This window comes from Streptomyces sp. NBC_00503, assembly GCF_036346895.1.
Lineage (GTDB): Bacteria > Actinomycetota > Actinomycetes > Streptomycetales > Streptomycetaceae > Streptomyces.
The window spans coordinates 4,087,968-4,104,524 of the sequence record NZ_CP107855.1 but is presented as its reverse complement, the minus strand read 5'-3'; the positions used below and the strand labels follow the sequence as shown (position 1 = coordinate 4,104,524).

Sequence of the window (16,557 nt, the reverse complement as noted above, 5' to 3'; positions counted from 1 at the left end):
GTTCAGGGGCGTGCCGGGCTGACTTCGGAAGGCGCGATGTCGGCCGCGGCCCCTGCGGTGACCACGGCGCCGGCCACGGCGGTGGTCGCGCGGTCCCGTTCCCGGGACAGCGCCCGGCCGCGCAGGCGCAGGATCTGGCTGATGCCCAGCAGTTCCAGGACGAAGACCGAGGAGAAGGCGATCCGGTAGTCGTCCCCGGTGGCGTCGAGCAGCAGCCCCACCACCAGCAGGGTGGTCATCGAGGCGATGAAACCGCCCATGTTGGTGATCCCGGAGGCGGTGCCCTGACGCTCGGCCGGATTGGCCGGGCGGGCGAAGTCGAAGCCGATCATCGAGGCCGGACCGCACATGCCGAGCACCAGGCAGAGGCAGACCAGCAGCCACATCGGCGCGTGGTCCCCCGGGTAGGCCAGGACCGAGCCCCACATCAGCGCGGTCACGGCGACCGTGCCCAGGGCCAGGGGGATCCGCGAGGACTGCCTGCGGCCCACGATCTGCCCGTAGACCAGCCCGAGCGCCATGTTCGAGGCGACGATCAGCGTGAGCAGCCCGCCCGCCGTGGTCCGCGACAGCCCCTGCGCCTCGACCAGGAACGGCATGCCCCACAGCAGCAGGAACACCATCGCCGGGAACTGCGTCGTGAAGTGCACCCACAGACCGAGCTTGGTGCCCGGCTCCTTCCAGGAGTCGGAGATCTGCCGCCGTACGAAGCCACCTGCGCCCGCGGTGGCCGCGGGCTCGCGCGGCGGCGGCTCGTGGCCCTCGGGGTGGTCGCGCAGGAACAGCACCAGCGGAACGAGGACGACCAGCCCGGCCACCGCGCTGCCCGCGAACGCCGGCACCCAGCCGATCCCGTGCAGGACGGGCGCCAGCACCAGGGTGGAGACCAGGTTGCCCGCCATCCCGACCAGCCCGGCCAGCTGCGCCATCAGCGGTGCTCGGCGGGCCGGGAACCAGCGGGTGCCGAGCCGCAGCACGGAGATGAAGGTCATGGCGTCCCCGCAGCCCAGCAGGGCGCGGGCGGCCAGGGCCATCCCGTAGGACGGGGAGAGCGCGAAGCCGATCTGTCCGGCGGTGAAGAGCACGGCGCCGAGGGTGAGCACCTTTTTCGTGCCGAGCCGGTCCACCATCAGGCCGACGGGTATCTGCATGCCCGCGTAGACCAGGAGCTGGAGGAGGGAGAACGTGGACAGCGCGGAGGCGTTCACGTGGAAGCGGTCGGCGGCCTCCAGGCCGGCGACGCCGAGGCTGGTGCGGAAGATGACGGCGACGAAGTAGACGGCCACGCCGATCGACCAGACGAGCACCGCCTTGCGGCCGCCGGGAGGGTCCTTGGGCAACGACGCCGGGGCGGCCGGGGCGGTCGCGGAGCTCATCGGGAGGACCCCCGGACCAGTTCCGCCACCCGGCCCACGTGGGCCCGTACCGCCGCGGCGGCCGTGTCGCCGTCGCCCGCGCGCAGGGCGTCGAGGATCTCCGTGTGCTCGGCGAGCGTGCGCTCCACCCGGTCGGGGTGCGCGTGCAGCAGGGCGACGCCCATGCGCAGCTGGCGGTCGCGCAGCTGGTCGTAGAGGCGGCACAGGATCTGGTTGCCGGCGTTGCGCACGATCTCGGCGTGGAAGGCCCGGTCGGCGGCCATCATCGCCGGGAGTTCGCCCGCGGCGCCGTGGCGGCGCTGCTCCTCGATCAGTTCCGCGAGCCGGTCCAGCAGCCCGGGCGGGGCGGGCACGGCCCTGCGGACGGTGAACTCCTCGACCAGCAGCCGGGTTTCGATCACGTCGGCGATCTCCTGCGCGGAGACCGGCAGGACGAGGGCGCCCTTCTTCGGGTACAGCTTCAGCAGCCCCTCGGTCTCGAGGCGCAGCAGCGCCTCGCGGACCGGGGTGCGCGAGACGCCGACGGCGAGGGCGAGCTCGCCCTCCGTGAGCAGGACCCCGCCCTCGTAGCGCCGGTCGAGCACGCCTTCTTTGACGTACTGGTAGACGCGCTCGGCGGCGGTCACGGCAGGGGTCGGGGTGGTGGTCGCGGTAGTGGTGGTGGTCGCGGTGCTGGTCCCGGATGGCATGCGCACAGCATAGATACAACAGGGGTGCAAGCTGGGCGCCGTCCACGATGTGGACCCTGTGAACCTGCGCTCACGCCACCACGACGTCCAGGACGAACTCGGCCAGCGGGGCCTCGTCGGGATACGGCGGCCGCACCTGCGCGAAGCGGATCCTGGCCCTGCCCGCCACCCGCCCCCGTACGACGTATACGCGCTCCACGGTCGCGCCCGGGGGCAGCGCCCCCTCCGGCTCGGGCGGCTGCGGGCCCGGGCCCTCGGAGACCGAGACGGCGTCCGCGTCGCCCGTCACCCGCCAGGTCCAGACGTAGCCGCGCGCACCGCGACCGGTGAGCCGCAGCTCGTACGGTTCACCGGGCGCGAGCGCCACCTCACGGACCTCCACACGGGCTCCTCTCCGGGTCTCCGGGTCCCCGGGTCCCCGGGTCCCCGGCAAGGCGTCAGGCCGGGCCGGGGTCAGGCCGGGCCGATGACGGCCCCCTCGTGCCAGCCCGCGCCGTCGCGCCAGTAGTGCTGGAGCAGGCGGTCGGTGCGCAGGACGATCACCTCCAGGTTGAACCCGAAACTGCCCTGGAGCATCCCGGTGACCGCGAGCACGTCGTGGCCGAAGACCGCGCCGCGCTGCCAGGAGGCGCCGGAGGCGTTGCCGCGCCACCAGTGCTCGACGCGGCCGTCCCCGCCGGTCACGCACAGCTCGTAGTTCCCGGCGGTGTCCTCGTCGGCCGCCCCGTACTGCCCTTCGACCAGGCAGGGCGCGGAGGTGATCCCGCTGCCGAAGATCTCGCCGGGGCGCCAGACGAACCCGTTCGGGTCGTCGCGCCACCACAGCTGCATCCGGCCGTCCGTACGGGTGGCGACCAGGTCGAGGTGGCGGGAGCGGGTCTGGACCAGGGCCGGGCCGTAGTGGGCGATACCGGAGGCGAAGCGGCCGCCGTCGTTCCAGGTCCAGGGCGCGCCGTTGATCCGCCACCAGTGGTTGAGCCGGCCGTCCGCGGTGCGGACCACCACCTCGAAGTTGCCCGGGGCGCCGTAGTCGCTCTGGATGAACGCCGGGGTCGAGCCGACCGCCGCGTCCCCCGGGCCGAAGGCGCCGCCGTCGCGCCAGGCGCCGCCGGACTGCTCGTAGTACCAGTGGCGCAGCCGGCCGCCGGTGGTGACGTGCAGGGACTCCATGTTCCGGTTGTAGGTGGTCCCCGTGAAGGCGGGCTGGCCGGAGGCGTCGGAGCCGAAGGCCCGGGCGCGGGCCCAGGGATACGGGGCGTCGCCCTCGCGCCACCAGTGCTGGAGTCCTCCGCTGTCCCTCCCCGCCAGGGCCGCCATCTCGAAGTTGCGGTGGGCGCGGCCGTTGCCGCTCTCGTAGACGTTGCCGGTGTGCAGGCGGCGCTTGCTCCAGGGATCGATGTTGGTGCCCTGCAGACCGCACTTGGCCCAGTGGTCGATCTTCACCTCGCCGTACGCGATGCGGCCGTAGCCGCCGACGTGGAAGCCCGGGCCCCAGGAGTTCTTGAACAGCCAGCAGCCGGCCGCGTCGTCGTAGCCGACGATCAGGACGCAGTGGCCGCCCGCCAGACGGTCGCTGGTGCGGTGGTAGACGCCGGAGCCGAGGCCGAAGAAATCGTCGTACACGTCGAAACAGGCGGTCAGCGGACCGACCGTGTCGAGCCACACCTTCTGCTGCTCCACGTCGCCGAGCCGCACGTGCTCGGGGATCCGGACGGTGCGGCCCGACCGGTCCCAGCTCGGGGTGTACTCCGCCCGCCAGGCGTCGAGCCGGTCGGGCGGGGTGCCGGGCGGGGGCGGGGAGTAGGGCCAGCAGTCCGGGTCGGCGAGCCCGCCGTTGGTCCTGACCCAGTCGAGCGCGGACTCGGGACTGCCCGTCTGCCCGCAAGGCGCCCGCAGCCCGTCGTGCACGTCCCCCTCGGACCGCTCGGCCCACACGTGGTGCTCGATCCGCGCCATCGACTCCACCAGCCCGGCCGCCCCGAACGCCCAGCAGGAACTGCACGGATTCTGGTCCTTGACCTTGGTGATCCAGGACCACCCCCACCGCTGCCGCCAGTCGACGGCAGCGGGCCGAGCGGGGGCGGCGGGGCCGCCGGGGGCGATGGGGGAGGTGGAGCTGCCTGCGGCTACGGGGCCTACGGGACTTACGGAGCCGCCGGGACCGCCAAGGTGGGCCGCCCCCGCCGCCGGGTCGTCCTGGGGACCCGGGGCCGTCAGCAGGCCGTGCGCCGCCCTGCGCCGGGTGAGGTGCGGATTGCCGCTCGGCCGCCCGACGAGCTCCCGCAGATCCACCGGCGGCGCGGCCGCGGCGGGCGTGAGGCCGGCCCCCGGCCCCAGTCCCAGCGAGGGCCTCGGGACCGGATCCCCGTCGGCGAGATGTTCGCTGACGGACCACCGCGCCCCGTGGGCCACGAGCTGCGCGCGCAACTCCCCCGCCGTCTGGACGTGCTGCCCCGACTGCTCCGGCATTCCGGCCCCCAAGCCACCCCGTACGGATCCGAGCCCCGGGAGCGTCCACCTGCCCGGAGGGCGCGTCAAGGGGGTCCGTACGGTCGCGCGGCGGCACGGCGGTCGCACGCGGTCGTACGCGGTCGCGCGCGGTGGCGCCGGGGGCGCCGGAGGTCCGGGACCGTGGCGGCAGGGGCCGGGGCCGTGAGCCGTGGCGCCAGGGCCGGGGGCGCCGGAGGTCCGGGGACCGGGAACCGGAGGGCGGCCGGGGGCGCCGGGGGGCTGCCAGGCCCGGTCAAAGCCCGGCGCGGTCGCGCCCGGCCGGGTCAAGGCCCGGCCGGGCGGGCCCGGCCGTCGCCGCCGGGGTGCGCGCCGGGTCTACTCGACGGGCAGGGCGGGGGCCGGTACCGGGAGGGCGGGGACCGGCAGGGCGGGGGCCGGGACCGGGAGCGACGGGAGACCGGGCAGGCCGGGGAGGCCGGCGCCGGTGAGCAGGGCGACCACGGCGGCGACCAGGTCGGTCACGACGTCGGTGGCCTTGGCCTTGGCGTCGGTGGAACAGCCGCACGGACCGGCGGCCTTGGTGAGACCGTCCACGGAGGCCTTGAGCTTGTCGATCGCACCGGTGGCGAGGTCCAGCGGCCCGTCGGCCTTGGCCTTCGCCCTGACCGGGGCGGAGACGGGCAGCGCCACGGGAGGCGCGGCGGGCAGCGCGACGGGGAGCTTCGGGGCGTCCACGGGCAGCTTCGGCGCGTCGACCGGAAGCTTCGGCGCATCGACGGGGAGCTTCGGCGCGTCGACCGGAAGCTTCGGCGCGTCCACGGGCAGCTTCGGCGCATCCACCGGAAGCTTCGGCGCATCGACGGGCAGCTTCGGCGGATCCACCGGGAGCTTCGGCACGTCCACCGGCGGTACCGGCACCGGCAGGGCCGGAGCGGCGGGCAGGGTCTTCTTCAGCTCCGCGACCGCCGCGTCGATCTTCTCCTTGAAGGCGGCGAGGTCCGCCTCCGGGAGCTTGCCGTCGGGGGACTTGAGGATCGCGGCCAGCAAGTCCGTGACGGGTTTGAGCAGTCCGGCGACGCCGCCCAGCGACTGCACCTGCGCGAGCAGGGCCTCGGTGCCGGGAATGGCCTTCTCCGCGGTCACGGACGAGGCTGCGGCCGCGGCCACCGGCTTCCCGGGAGCGGAGGCGGCGCCCGCGAGGCCGGGGGACGCGGCCAGCAGGGTCAGGCAGAGGGCGGCGGGGACGGTGTAGCGCGTGATGCGGAGCAAGGTGTCTCTCCTGTCGGGAACGAGCGGTCGGGCACGTGGGTGTGCCCCGGGACCAGACCAGACCTGGTGACGTCGGTCGTGACGTGAGTCGTGACGTCGGTCGTGGCATGGGTCGTGACGTGAGTCGTGACGTGAGTCGTGACATGGGACGTGTCACCGTCCACTCACCGACACCCCGTCAGCTCCCGCAACCGCAGCCCCGGCCCCGCCCTCGGCGACACGCCGCGCAACCGGCGTACGGGGACCGCCTGACCAGCCGCTATCCCTTCACCCACCGGCCATGCCCCGTCAGGAACCTCCCCGACCCGCCCCCCGACCGGGTCGCGGCAGCTCCCGTAAGACGCCCGCCGCAGGGTCGCCCGGCCGCCGGACGGAGCCATCACCCAGCCCCGGAGCCCGCTCGGCCGGCCCCTACGGGGTCAGCGCCTGGCCCCCGATGTCGGCCGCCCCCGCGAGCTGGCCCTGCCACCACGCCTGGGCCTCGGCGTGCCCCATGGCCGCCCAGTCCGGGGTCCGCTCCACCTGGGCCCGGCCCAGCCGGCGGGCCAGCGCGACCAGTTCCCGGCCCGCCGCGCCCCGGGCCTCCTGGTAGCCGCGCAGCAGTTGCTCCCACGAGTCCGCCGCGCGCCACGCCTCCTCGAAGGCGCTGGCGTCCTGGAGGGCCTTGGCCGCGCCGCTGGTGTTGTGCGGGCGCACCACCGACGCGGCGTCCCCGGAGAGCAGGAGCCGGCCCGCCGTGATGGCGGTCGCCTCCAGGTCGTAGATGGGCTGGACGTACACGTCCGCCGGGTCCGTCAGCCCGAGCGCCCGACCCCAGTACGGCGGGAACCGCTCCTCCAGCAACTCCGCCAGGTGCACCGCCAGTTCCCCCGTCACCGTGCCCGGCGGGAAGCTGGTCGGATCGTCCAGCCGCAGCCCGGCCGCGGGCGGCGGGGTCGCGTACAGCACCCAGTTGACGCGGAGCCCGGCCGGACCGGGGATCCGGTAGATCACGCAGGTCCCGCCCGGCCAGCAGACGGTGGTCACCGCCCCGGGGTACGAGTCCTCGTGCCCTCCGAGCGAATCCAGCAGCCGGGCCTCGAAGTTCCCGCGCCAGCACACGTATCCTGCGTAGTGCGGCCGCGAGTCCGGGCAGACGGCCTCGCGCACCACCGATCGGTAGCCGTCGGCGCCGACCACGAGGTCGTACCGCTCCACCGACCCGCCGGCCAGCCGCACTTCGCCCTCCGCGCTCACCCCGGCGACGCTCTCGCCCTGCCGGTACACCACCGAATCGGGGGTGGCCTCCCGCAGCCCGCGCCACAGCAGGCCCCAGTGGTACGAGTGGAACGGGAACGGCTGCTCCCAGATCACCCGCCCGCCCGGTCCGGCCTGCGGATCCCGGACCACCCAGCGACGCCGTGCCAACGGGTGCGCGGGGATCCCGGCGGGCAGCGCCCCGGCCGCGGCGAGTTCGGCGGCCCGGTCGTCGTGGACGCACAGCCCGACCCCCCGGTCCGCGAGTCGCCCGCCCGTGCGCTCCAGCACCACCACCTCGTCCGCCCCGGCCCGCGCGGCCGCCGAAGCGAACGCGCACCCCGCGATCGAACCTCCCACCACCGCGACCGTTCCGCTGCCCCGCATAGCCGTTCCCTCCGCCGCGACGAGTCCCCCGGGGCCCGACACCCTACTGGCGTCGGGGGCACGGGTGGACCGTACGATTCCGGACAGATGGACGATGGACGATGGACGACAACGGGGAGAGCACGTGACCTGGAACGAACAGCCGGGGCGCAAACGCGGGACCGCGGCCATCGTGCTGCTGTCGCTCGGAGCGGTCCTGGTAGCGGGGGCGGCCCTCTGGGCCGCATTCGGCGCACCGCAGGGCCATCAATCGATCGTCGTGCGCGGGGACGGCATGATGCCCACCCACGCACGCGGTGACCAGGTCCCCTTCTTCATCCCCCCGGCCGGGGACGTCGAGCGCGGCGAGGTCGTCTTCGCCAACGTGCCCTGGGGGAACGGTGGGGACGCACCGTTCCGCGTGGTGGCCGTCGGCGGGGACCACCTCGTGTTCACCCCCGGGACCTCCCGGCTGGTGCTCAACGAGCGGCCGCTCGACGAGCCGTACCTCATGGACCGCGCGGTGCCGGCGACCCTCCCGTTCGACGTGGTCGTACCGGAGGGCCGGATCTTCCTGATGGGCGACAACCGCGCCGACTCGGACGACTCCTCCCACCACGTCACCGGAACGACGGAGGGCATGGTGCCGCTCTCGGCGGTACACGCCAAGCCCGTCACGGACCCCGACGCAGCCGTCGACATCCGCCCGGTCCTGCTGTTCGCCGCACTGCCGCTCCTGGCCGGGGCCGCGCTCGGGACCTCAGCCCTGCTGGCCCGCAGGCGGGCCCCGAAGACGGCCGCGGCCGTCGCGGTCACGAAGTCGTCGACTGCCACCTGAGCTCGCCGTCGTGCCACTGGTCGGTGGGCGCGAGCCCGGCGGCTCCGGCGACGGCGGCGGACGCCGCGTGGTCGGGGTGGACGTGGGCGACGACCGTACGCACGCCTTCCGCCCGGAGCCAGCCGACCAGCCCCCGGGCCGCCTCGGTGGCGATCCCGCGCCGCTGCCAGGCGGTCCCCACCACCCAGGCGATCTCGGCGACCCCACCGGACACGGTGGCCTGAACCGTGCCGGTCAGGCAGCCCGCATCATCCAGCCGGATCACCCAGTTGCACCAGGAGACGGCCGGATCCGGCGAACCGGCGACCAGCCGCACGTACCGCGTGCGCAGCTCCTCCGGGCTGTACGGGGCCCCGCCGATGAAGCCGTGCAGCGCGGGATCGGACAGCACCGCGGCCATCTCCTCGGCATGCGAGACCTGCAGCGGCAGCAGCGTGAGCCGCACGGTGCGGAGGGTCACGGGTACGAGGTGCGCGGAGGGAGTCGTTACCACCGTCGGTGCACCGTTGCCTTGCTACCGGTCACGAGGCTTGCTGGCGGAACGTCATCAGCCACGACAGCGCCGGCGGCGATCACGGCATCACGGCCGATGCTGACGCCGGGCAGGATCGTGGCACCAGCACCGATCCACACGTTCTCCGCCACGTCGATGGGTGCGCCCGTGAGGTACAGCCGCCGCTCCTCGGGGTCGACCGGGTGGCCGCTGGTGATGAACGTGACCTTCGGGCCGACCATCACGCGGTTGCCCAGCCGGATGCCGGCGTAGTCGAGGAACGTGCAGTTCTGGTTGATGAACACGCGCTCGCCGAGGTCGAGGTGGAGGCCGTGGTCCGTGTAAAAGGGCGGATAGATCGTGACCTTGGGCGGCAGCGGTTTGCCGAGGATCTGCTCGAAGAGTTCCGCCTTGCCCGCTTCGTCCTCGAAAGGCAGGACGTTCAGGCGAGAGGTGAGCTCGGTGACCCGCAGGACCCTCTCGGCCATGGCCTGGAACTCAGCGCTGCGGATGAGCATGAGGCGGTCGCTGGACATGCCACGATCCTTTCTGATGTACCGGTGCCTTACCTGCCCGCCCCCGCCGCCGCGCGGAGCTCACGCAGCGAGGGATTGACCACGGCGGGCCCGTCGCCGACGACGACGGTCGGCACGGTCTCGTTGCCGTCCGCGACGGAGCGGACGAAGGCCGCCGCGTCGGGGTCCTTCCAGATGTTGACCTTGTCGTATGGGGTCCGCGTCAGCCAGAGCCCCAGCCGCAGCTTCATGCAGTAGGTGCAACCGGGCCGCCAGTAGACGGTTATCCCCTTCACCGCGCCGCCGCGAAGGCCGCCCACGCGGTGTCGGTGACCTGGATGACCGGCCCGTCCACGTCCTTGCTGTCCCGGACCGCGACCGTGCCGGCCACGTTGGTGGCCACCTCCACGCACTCCGAATCGGCCTGGTCGTCGCTGTAGCTGGACTTCACGAACTCGAACTGGTTCACGGGCTACATACCTTTACTGATGGCGTCGATCAGGTTCACGGAGTCGTGCGGCGAGAGACTCAGCCGGGACACTCGGTCGAAGGCCCGGCTGAACGCCTCGTTGCCTTCGGACCCCTCGACCCACACCTTAGCCGCGACGGTCTCGGCGTAGGCCACGTCCAGGGCCCCTGGCTCCGCGAACGAGACGATGTTGAACGCGCCCGATGCGCCATGGTGTCCACCCGCCCTGAAGGGCAGCACCTGCACGTGGACGTGGGGCTGCCTGGCCATCTCGACCAGGTGGTTGAGCTGCCCCCGCATCACTTCGGGGCTACCGATCTGCTGGCGCAAGGCGGCCTCCCACAGCACCGCGTGGAACTCCAGCGGCCGCTCGCCCCAGAGTCGCGCCTGTCGCTTCACGCGTGAAGTGACCAGAACCTCGATCTCGTCGGGGTGCGACCAGTTCGACGTCACCCCCAACGCCCGGATGTACTCGGGAGTCTGGAGCAGCCCGGGAACGAGCGCGAGCTGCCACGTACGGATCCGCGTGGCGACTTCTTCCATCGCGATGTACTCGCCCAGGTTCCCGACGAGGTGCATCTGCTGCCACCAGCCCTTGGCTTTGCGGCGCTCCCGGTCCAGCTTGGCCAGGGACAGGAGATCTGCGACGGCAGACTCATCCGTCTGCCCGTAGAGCTTGCACAGGGCCACGACGTCCGGATCCCGGAACGGAACCCAGCCGCGCTCCATCTTGGCGACCTTCGCCGCGGTCGCGCTGAGCACCTGCGCCGCCTGCGGCTGCGTCAGGCCCGCCGCGTCGCGCAAGCGCAGCAGCTCCCCTCCCAGCCTGCGCGCCAAAACCGTGGATACCCGGTTGTCCATGGGCACTTGATCCACCTCCTAGTACCCGAAGCAGTCTTCCGCGCCCGCCCCGTACCGCACAACTACCCCCTGGGGATAGATTTCCCCGCTTTAGCTTGCACACCAACCCGGCCCCGCCCTACCGTCAGCGACGAACCACTCACCGGCCGTACCGGAGGTGCACGGACATGGACGTACTCACCCGACGCGACGTACGGAACTACCCGCCCCGCCAGGACTCCGTGCCCGAGGCCCGGCGGCGGGCCGCGTGGCTGGCGGTGGCGTGGGGGCAGCCCGAGCTGGCTTCGGACGTGGCGTTGCTGACCAGCGAACTCGTCACGAACGCGCTGCTGCACGGCTCCGTGTGGGACCGGTACCTGCGGGTCGAGGTCAAGCTCACTGGAGCAGTGCTCCGCATCGAGGTCACCGATCCGAAAGGAGAGCGGCGACCCGAACCGCGAGCGGCGGCCGACGACGATCAGTTCGGGCGGGGACTGCACATCGTGAGCGCGCTCTCGGAGCGCTGGGGCGCCTCCGACCGGGTCGTCGGGAAGACGGTATGGGCCGAGATCGGCCAGCAGGGGCCCCGTTAGGCTGACCCGTATGGATGGGTGGACGGCGCCGAGTTCCATCGAGCGCGAGCTGTACGGGGCCAAGGCGCGCGGGGACTGGTCGGGGTACCTCGACGCCCTCGCCCGCAGCGAGCTGTTCCTGCCGCAGGCCCGCGCGCATGTCGACGCCGAGCCGTCCCTGGCCCGGTTCCACCCCACCCCCGACGGCCGCAGCCTCGCCGTCTACACGCGCGGCATGCTGCCCGCCCCCGATCCGCACACCGTGTACACCCGCCAGTCCCTGGCCTGGTTCGCGAAGGCCTGGGACCACCGGGACCCGCCCCACCTCGCCGTGAACCCCGGCTCCCCCGCCGAGGCCTACCTCACCACCACCCCGGCCGACCGGGCCCGCTGGCAGGCCCACTGGGACGCCGTCGCCCCCGTCTGGGGCCTGGCCCCCGGAGCCGTGCACGCGCTGCACGCCGGCGGCCCGCTGCACGGGCCCGTCGCGCACGGACTGGCCGTCGGCGCCCATCTCGCCGTTGCCAACGGGGAGTTCTGGAACGCCCTGGCCCACCACGGCAACGGCTACCTCCGCGAACGCGAACGGCTCCGCAAGGCCTGGGGCATCACCACCCCGGAGGGCTGGCACGAGATCCTGCACTCCATGCTCGGTGCCGAGATCGTCAGCCCCGTCTGGGAGTTCGCGCTGCGCGTGCGCCGCGTCCTGGCCTCCGACTTCGCCGGTCCCGTGGACGTGGAGCACTGGCGGCACGCGGCCGCCGCCGCCCTGCGCCGCAGCGCCGAGCGGGCCACCGAACCGCAGCTCACCCCCGACGGGGTCACGGTGGCGCAGCCCCGGCCGACCGCCGAGGTGGAGGGCGAGGTGGCGGGCGTACAGCGGCTCATCGGCCGGATCGCCCGCTACGAGCAGCGCTTCCGAGCCGACGGGCTGCTCCCCGAGGACGGCTGGGTCCGCTCCGTCGAGGGCTGGGACCACGGCCGGGCCTCGCAGATGGCCCGCTGGGGCCTGGCCACCCGCTACGGCACGCTCGACGATGCCGAACGCGGCGTACTGCGCGCCGGGGAGGCGGCGCGCGGGACGTACCGCTCGTGGGAGGAGTTCTCCGCGGGGTACTCGCTGGGGCGCTGCCTGCACTTCGACGAGGAGGAGTTCGGCGACTGGTACACGAGCTCGCTGGCCACGCACCTCACCCTGACCACCGACCCGGCGAGCCCCTGGCTCAACATTCCCTGGAAGTGAAGCGGCCGGAAACCGGCGGCGCCGGGACTGGTGCCGAACTAGCCTGAGCTGCATGACTGTTGAACTGAATGAAACCGTGAAGCAGCTGCTCGACGCACCGCACCCGGTGGTGCTGTCGACCATCAACCCCGATGGCAGCCCGCAGAGTTCCGTGGTGTGGGTGACCCGGGAAGGCGGCGATCTGCTGATCTCCACCGAGCGGGGCCGCCGCAAGGAGCGGAACATGCTCCGGGACGCCCGGGTCGGCCTGACCGTCTTCGACCTCGCCAACCCCTTCCTCTACGCCGAGATCCGCGGCACCGCCACCGTCACCGAGGACATCGGCCGCGCGGTCGCCCTGCGCATCGCCGAGGAGTACGTCGGCCCGGAGGCCGCCAAGGAGTACGGGACCGCGCCCGCCGAGAGGGTACGGGTCGTCGTCCGCGTCACCCCGACCAAGGTCCTCGGCAACGCCGCTCAGAAGGGCTAGGCCGGAGCGGTCCCTACGGCAGCCGGGTACGGACCTGCGACCAGGCATCGAGCTCCTCCGCCAAGGGGCCGCCGTCCGCGAGATGCGGCCGGGCGTCGTCCGTCCACCGCAGCAGGTTCTTGATCTGGCGCAGGTGCAGGATCCGGGCCCGGGGCAGGTCGCGCCAGCAGCGGGCCTGCGCGGCCGCCTCGGCCGGGGTGAGGTCGATCAGCGCGAGCACCTCCCGGCACAGGGCCGCCGGGTCCCCGCCCGGGCCGGGCCCGAACTCCCCGATCAGGTAGCCCCGTACGAAGGCCAGCTCGATCCCCCGCACCAGGTCGGACGCGCCTTCCGCCACCGCGCAGCGGTACGCCGCCGCCACCGCGAGCCGCCCCCAGCGCAGCCTCATCCCATCCGGCAGCTCGGCGTCCTGCATCCCCCCGACGGCCAGGCTCCGCAGGGTCCGCGGATGGGGCTCGTCGGACAGCGGCGGCCCGGTCGCCAGCCAGGCCTCGACCTCCGCCAGCGCGTGCCCGCCGGGCGGTACGTACGTCAGCACCTGCCCGCGGGCGAGCAGCGCGACCACGGGTCCCGAGAGGTGCACCTTCGCCACGTGTCCCGCGTCGAAGGAGTCCACCGCGCGCCCGTACCGCTCGATCCTGCGCAGTCCGGTCCGCTCGTCCCCGACCGCGTAGACCTGCCCGGCCCGCGCGACGCCGCCCACGCAGCGCACCACGCACACGCCGCCCGTGACGTCGGCCGCCTCGACGGCGTACACCTGCAATTCGGCGATGGACACCCGGCCCCACCCTTCTCCAGGCGGGGAGGCTACCGGGCACGGGCGGTCAGGTCACGCGGGTCGCCCGGGTCACGCGGTTCGCCCAGGTCACTGCGAGGAGGGCTCGAACACCAGGCGGATCTCGGTGACTTCGTAGCCGGCGCGGGTGAAGGCGGCGGCCATCGGCGCGTTCACGGTGTCGGTGGTGGCGGTGATGCGCTCGGCGCCCTCGGAGGCGTGGAAACGGGTGATCTCGGCGAGGACCTCGTCGATCAGGCCGCGGCCGCGCTGCTCCGGTACGACGCCCAGGTAGCCGACGTTGCGGTGGTACGGGGTCGCGGAGGGGATCGCCAGGCCGGCGAGGGTGCCGTCCGGGAGGTGCGCGAGGCGCCACCAGGAGCGCTCACCGGGGCAGTCGGTGTAGAACTCGATGTCGTCGCGGGCCAGTTCCTCCGCGTCGATCGTGCGCAGCTCGTTCTGCGTGTGCAGGTCCAGGCTGCCGGCCGCGATGCGGGTGAAGGCCTCGAGGAACTCCTCGTCGGTGCCCTCGCGGAAGACCAGCCGCCCGGTGGGCTCGGACGTCCCTGCGGCCGGGGTCCACTCGAAGCGCAGGCGCTCGATCTCGCGGGTCAGACCGGCCTTGTACGCGGCCTCCTGCCGCCACGCGACCGCCTCGGCGAGGCCGCCGGGGGCGGTGCGCCAGTCGCGCGGCAGCGAGATGTTGTAGTCGGGGGCCTTCCCGAAAGCGGCGTGCCCGGCGGCGAGCAGCCCGGCGGCGACGGAGGCCGGGTCGGCCACGGAGGCCCGTACCTGGAGGCAGTCGAGGGCGTTCGGGCGCTCGCTGTCGGCGCGGCCCCACCACAGGGCGCGGGCCAGGATCTCGCCGTCCTCGTCCTCGGCGGTCCAGATCCACTCGGAACGCATCTGGTTCGAGGCGAGCTCTTCGCGGACCCTCTCGGCGGTGAAGGCGGGGACGGGGCCGTCGGCCGGGTAGGCGAGGGCGCGGTCCAGGCGGGCGGGGTCTGCTGTGGCGGAGCGGAATTCCATTGACCGATGATCACACCGTCGGCGCCCCTCTCCCAAGGGATTTCCTCGGGGTTTCCACAGGATCTCCGCAGGTCAGCGCCAGGTGACGAGGGAACGAAGGGTTCCGGTTTCGAGGTCGAGGGTGCCCTGGAAATCGCCCGAGGAGCGGGTGGCCAGGACCAGCACGGGGCGGCCGTCGGGTCCGGGGAAGGAGTGGAAGAAGCCGAGCACGGCGGCCGGGTTGCTCATCAGCTCGCGCGGCGGGCGCACGCGGCAGCGCCGCGAGCCGTCGGAGCGGTAGACGACGGCGTTGTCGGCGCGGGTGAAGGGGCGGGTGTCCAGGGGCTCGATGACGAGAGTGAACGTTTCGCCGTCCTGGGTCCACGTCAGGGGTTCGCTCACGGGCGGACCGACGGGCAGATCGACGGACTGCCCTGCCGGCTGCTTCGCGGGCTGGTCTTGGGGAACTGGCATGTGGATTCCCTGGGGAACCGGCCTCCGGGGTCAACCGGAGGCCGGAGCGGGCCGCTAGGACCAGGTGATCAGGCGGCGGGGGTGTTCGAGTACGGCGGCGATGTCCGCGAGGAAGCGGGAGCCGAGTTCGCCGTCGATCAGGCGGTGGTCGAAGGACAGCGCCAGGGTGGTGACCTGACGGGCCTTGACCTTGCCCTTGTGCACCCACGGCTGGAGCTTGATCGCTCCGACCGCCAGGATCGCGGACTCGCCCGGGTTCAGGATGGGCGTGCCCGTGTCGACGCCGAAGACGCCGACGTTGGTGATGGTGATCGTGCCGTTCTGCATGTCCGCCGGGGAGGTCTTGCCCTCACGGGCCGTGGCGACCAGCGAGGACAGCGCCCCGGACAGCTCGGGCAGCGTCTTGGCGTGCGCGTCCTTGATGTTCGGGACGATCAGGCCGCGCGGGGTGGCCGCGGCGATGCCCAGGTTGACGTAGTGCTTGAGCACGATCTCCTGGGCCGCCTCGTCCCAGGACGCGTTGACGTCCGGGTTGCGGCGGATGGCCACCAGGACGGCCTTGGCGATCAGGAGCAGCGGGTTGATCCGGAGCCCCGCGAGGTCCGGGTCCTCCTTGAGCTCCTGGACCAGCTTCATCGTGCGGGTCACGTCGAAGGTGATGAACTCGGTGACGTGCGGAGCGGTGAACGCCGACCCCACCATCGCCTGGGCGGTGACCTTGCGGACGCCCTTGACCGGGATACGGGTCTCCCGCGCCAGTCCCTCGGCCGGGGCCTGAACGGGGGCCGACGCCGGGGCGAGCACCTCGACCGGAGCCACCGGGGCCGGAGCCACCGCCTGCGGAGCGATGGCCGCCGCTGCGGCCGCGTGGACGTCCTCGCGGGTCACGATCCCGCCGTCGCCGGTCGGGATCACGGCCGCCAGGTCGATGCCGAGGTCCTTGGCCAGCTTGCGCACCGGCGGCTTCGCCAGTGCCTTGGCTCCGGAGGCCGCCGAGCCGTTCTGCGCGGGGACCACGGGGACCACCACGGTCGCCGGCCGGGCGGGAGCCGCCTGGGCCACGCCTGTGCCGTTCTGCGCGGCCACGGCCGGCTCCGGCGCCGCCTTGCGCGGGCGACGCTTCGTAGAGGCCGTGGAGACCCCGTAGCCGACCAGGACGGCCTGGCGGGCCGGCGGGGCCTCGGGAGTCGCCTCGGCGACCACCGGGGCCGCGGCGGCGGGAGCGGCCGGGGCCTCGTCCGCCTCGGCGGTCTGCACCGAGATGATGACCTGGCCCACGTCGACCGTCACGCCCTCCTCGAAGAGGAGCGCGTGCACGACCCCGTCGAAGGGGATCGGCAGCTCGACGGCGGCCTTGGCGGTTTCGACCTCGCAGACGACCTGGCCGTCGGTGACGGTGTCACCGGGCTGGACAAACCACTTGAGGATCTCGGCCTCGGTGAGGCCCTCGCCCACATCGGGCATCTTGAATTCG

Annotated in this window: 19 protein-coding genes; 4 read left to right on the top strand and 15 right to left on the bottom strand. The window is 73.2% G+C overall.

The features are described from left to right. Positions 1-2: 2 nt before the first annotated feature. The 6 genes from OG490_RS19190 to OG490_RS19165 all read right to left on the bottom strand — a co-directional run bounded on the left by OG490_RS19190 (position 3) and on the right by OG490_RS19165 (position 7,408). The gene (locus OG490_RS19190; protein ID WP_330297518.1) at positions 3-1,376 is read right to left on the bottom strand and encodes an MFS transporter; all 1,374 of its coding nucleotides are present in this window, start codon (positions 1,374-1,376) and stop codon (positions 3-5) included. Beyond that, positions 1,373-2,065 carry a GntR family transcriptional regulator gene (locus OG490_RS19185; RefSeq protein WP_330297517.1) on the bottom strand — a complete coding sequence of 231 codons (693 nt, stop codon included), beginning with the start codon at positions 2,063-2,065 and terminating at the stop codon, positions 1,373-1,375. Before OG490_RS19185 ends, OG490_RS19190 begins: the two co-directional genes overlap by 4 nt. A 70-nt stretch (positions 2,066-2,135) precedes the next feature. Then, positions 2,136-2,447 (bottom strand): protease inhibitor I42 family protein, encoded by a 312-nt coding sequence (locus tag OG490_RS19180; RefSeq protein WP_330297516.1) that lies wholly within the window; start codon positions 2,445-2,447, stop codon positions 2,136-2,138. 71 nt (positions 2,448-2,518) lie between these two features. After that, complete coding sequence (locus OG490_RS19175; protein WP_330297515.1) at positions 2,519-4,534, bottom strand: C1 family peptidase; 2,016 nt, start codon at positions 4,532-4,534, stop codon at positions 2,519-2,521. Between the two features lie 357 nt (positions 4,535-4,891). Beyond that, complete coding sequence (locus OG490_RS19170; protein ID WP_330297514.1) at positions 4,892-5,785, bottom strand: hypothetical protein; 894 nt, start codon at positions 5,783-5,785, stop codon at positions 4,892-4,894. A 411-nt stretch (positions 5,786-6,196) separates the two neighbouring features. Further along, the gene (locus tag OG490_RS19165) at positions 6,197-7,408 is read right to left on the bottom strand and encodes a monooxygenase (protein WP_330297513.1); all 1,212 of its coding nucleotides are present in this window, start codon (positions 7,406-7,408) and stop codon (positions 6,197-6,199) included. A gap of 124 nt (positions 7,409-7,532) precedes the next feature. Between OG490_RS19165 and lepB the strand changes: the two genes are divergently transcribed. Beyond that, entirely contained in the window at positions 7,533-8,225 is a 693-nt protein-coding gene (gene lepB, locus OG490_RS19160; protein WP_330297512.1) for a signal peptidase I, read from the top strand. Here lepB and OG490_RS19155 read toward each other — a convergent pair. From OG490_RS19155 to OG490_RS19135, 5 genes are read right to left on the bottom strand one after another with little or no spacing between them, the layout of a single operon-like run. Further along, positions 8,200-8,685 carry a GNAT family N-acetyltransferase gene (locus tag OG490_RS19155; RefSeq protein ID WP_330297511.1) on the bottom strand — a complete coding sequence of 162 codons (486 nt, stop codon included), beginning with the start codon at positions 8,683-8,685 and terminating at the stop codon, positions 8,200-8,202. The genes lepB and OG490_RS19155 overlap by 26 nt on opposite strands. A 26-nt stretch (positions 8,686-8,711) precedes the next feature. Continuing rightward, positions 8,712-9,254, bottom strand: a complete 543-nt coding sequence (locus tag OG490_RS19150; RefSeq protein WP_330297510.1) for a sugar O-acetyltransferase — start codon at positions 9,252-9,254, stop codon at positions 8,712-8,714. 29 nt (positions 9,255-9,283) lie between these two features. Next, the gene (locus OG490_RS19145) at positions 9,284-9,529 is read right to left on the bottom strand and encodes a glutaredoxin domain-containing protein (RefSeq protein ID WP_330300981.1); all 246 of its coding nucleotides are present in this window, start codon (positions 9,527-9,529) and stop codon (positions 9,284-9,286) included. Next, on the bottom strand, positions 9,526-9,702 hold the full coding sequence (locus tag OG490_RS19140) for a DUF397 domain-containing protein (protein WP_330297509.1): 177 nt from the start codon (positions 9,700-9,702) through the stop codon (positions 9,526-9,528). The genes OG490_RS19145 and OG490_RS19140 overlap by 4 nt, the downstream gene beginning before the upstream one ends. Before the next feature lie 3 nt (positions 9,703-9,705). Further along, a complete protein-coding gene (locus tag OG490_RS19135; RefSeq protein WP_330300980.1) occupies positions 9,706-10,563 on the bottom strand; it encodes a helix-turn-helix domain-containing protein in 858 nt (285 codons plus the stop codon). Between the two features lie 167 nt (positions 10,564-10,730). Between OG490_RS19135 and OG490_RS19130 the strand changes: the two genes are divergently transcribed. Genes OG490_RS19130 through OG490_RS19120 form a run of 3 tightly spaced genes read left to right on the top strand, consistent with a single transcriptional unit; the run spans position 10,731 to position 12,826 of the window. Then, positions 10,731-11,135, top strand: a complete 405-nt coding sequence (locus OG490_RS19130) for an ATP-binding protein (RefSeq protein WP_330297508.1) — start codon at positions 10,731-10,733, stop codon at positions 11,133-11,135. Positions 11,136-11,145: 10 nt separating this feature from the next. Further along, a complete protein-coding gene (locus OG490_RS19125; RefSeq protein ID WP_330297507.1) occupies positions 11,146-12,357 on the top strand; it encodes a DUF1266 domain-containing protein in 1,212 nt (403 codons plus the stop codon). 52 nt (positions 12,358-12,409) lie between these two features. After that, positions 12,410-12,826 carry a PPOX class F420-dependent oxidoreductase gene (locus OG490_RS19120; RefSeq protein ID WP_330297506.1) on the top strand — a complete coding sequence of 139 codons (417 nt, stop codon included), beginning with the start codon at positions 12,410-12,412 and terminating at the stop codon, positions 12,824-12,826. Between the two features lie 13 nt (positions 12,827-12,839). Here the strand turns inward: OG490_RS19120 and OG490_RS19115 are convergent, their stop codons facing one another. The 4 genes from OG490_RS19115 to OG490_RS19100 all read right to left on the bottom strand — a co-directional run bounded on the left by OG490_RS19115 (position 12,840) and on the right by OG490_RS19100 (position 16,547). Next, a complete protein-coding gene (locus OG490_RS19115; protein ID WP_330297505.1) occupies positions 12,840-13,604 on the bottom strand; it encodes a hypothetical protein in 765 nt (254 codons plus the stop codon). Positions 13,605-13,691: 87 nt separating this feature from the next. Beyond that, the gene (locus OG490_RS19110) at positions 13,692-14,630 is read right to left on the bottom strand and encodes a GNAT family N-acetyltransferase (RefSeq protein ID WP_330297504.1); all 939 of its coding nucleotides are present in this window, start codon (positions 14,628-14,630) and stop codon (positions 13,692-13,694) included. Between the two features lie 72 nt (positions 14,631-14,702). Further along, a complete protein-coding gene (locus OG490_RS19105; RefSeq protein WP_330297503.1) occupies positions 14,703-15,083 on the bottom strand; it encodes a hypothetical protein in 381 nt (126 codons plus the stop codon). Positions 15,084-15,137: 54 nt separating this feature from the next. Then, positions 15,138-16,547: a dihydrolipoamide acetyltransferase family protein gene (locus OG490_RS19100; protein ID WP_330300979.1), complete on the bottom strand. Its 1,410-nt coding sequence runs from the start codon at positions 16,545-16,547 to the stop codon at positions 15,138-15,140. Between the last annotated feature and the right edge of the window lie 10 nt (positions 16,548-16,557).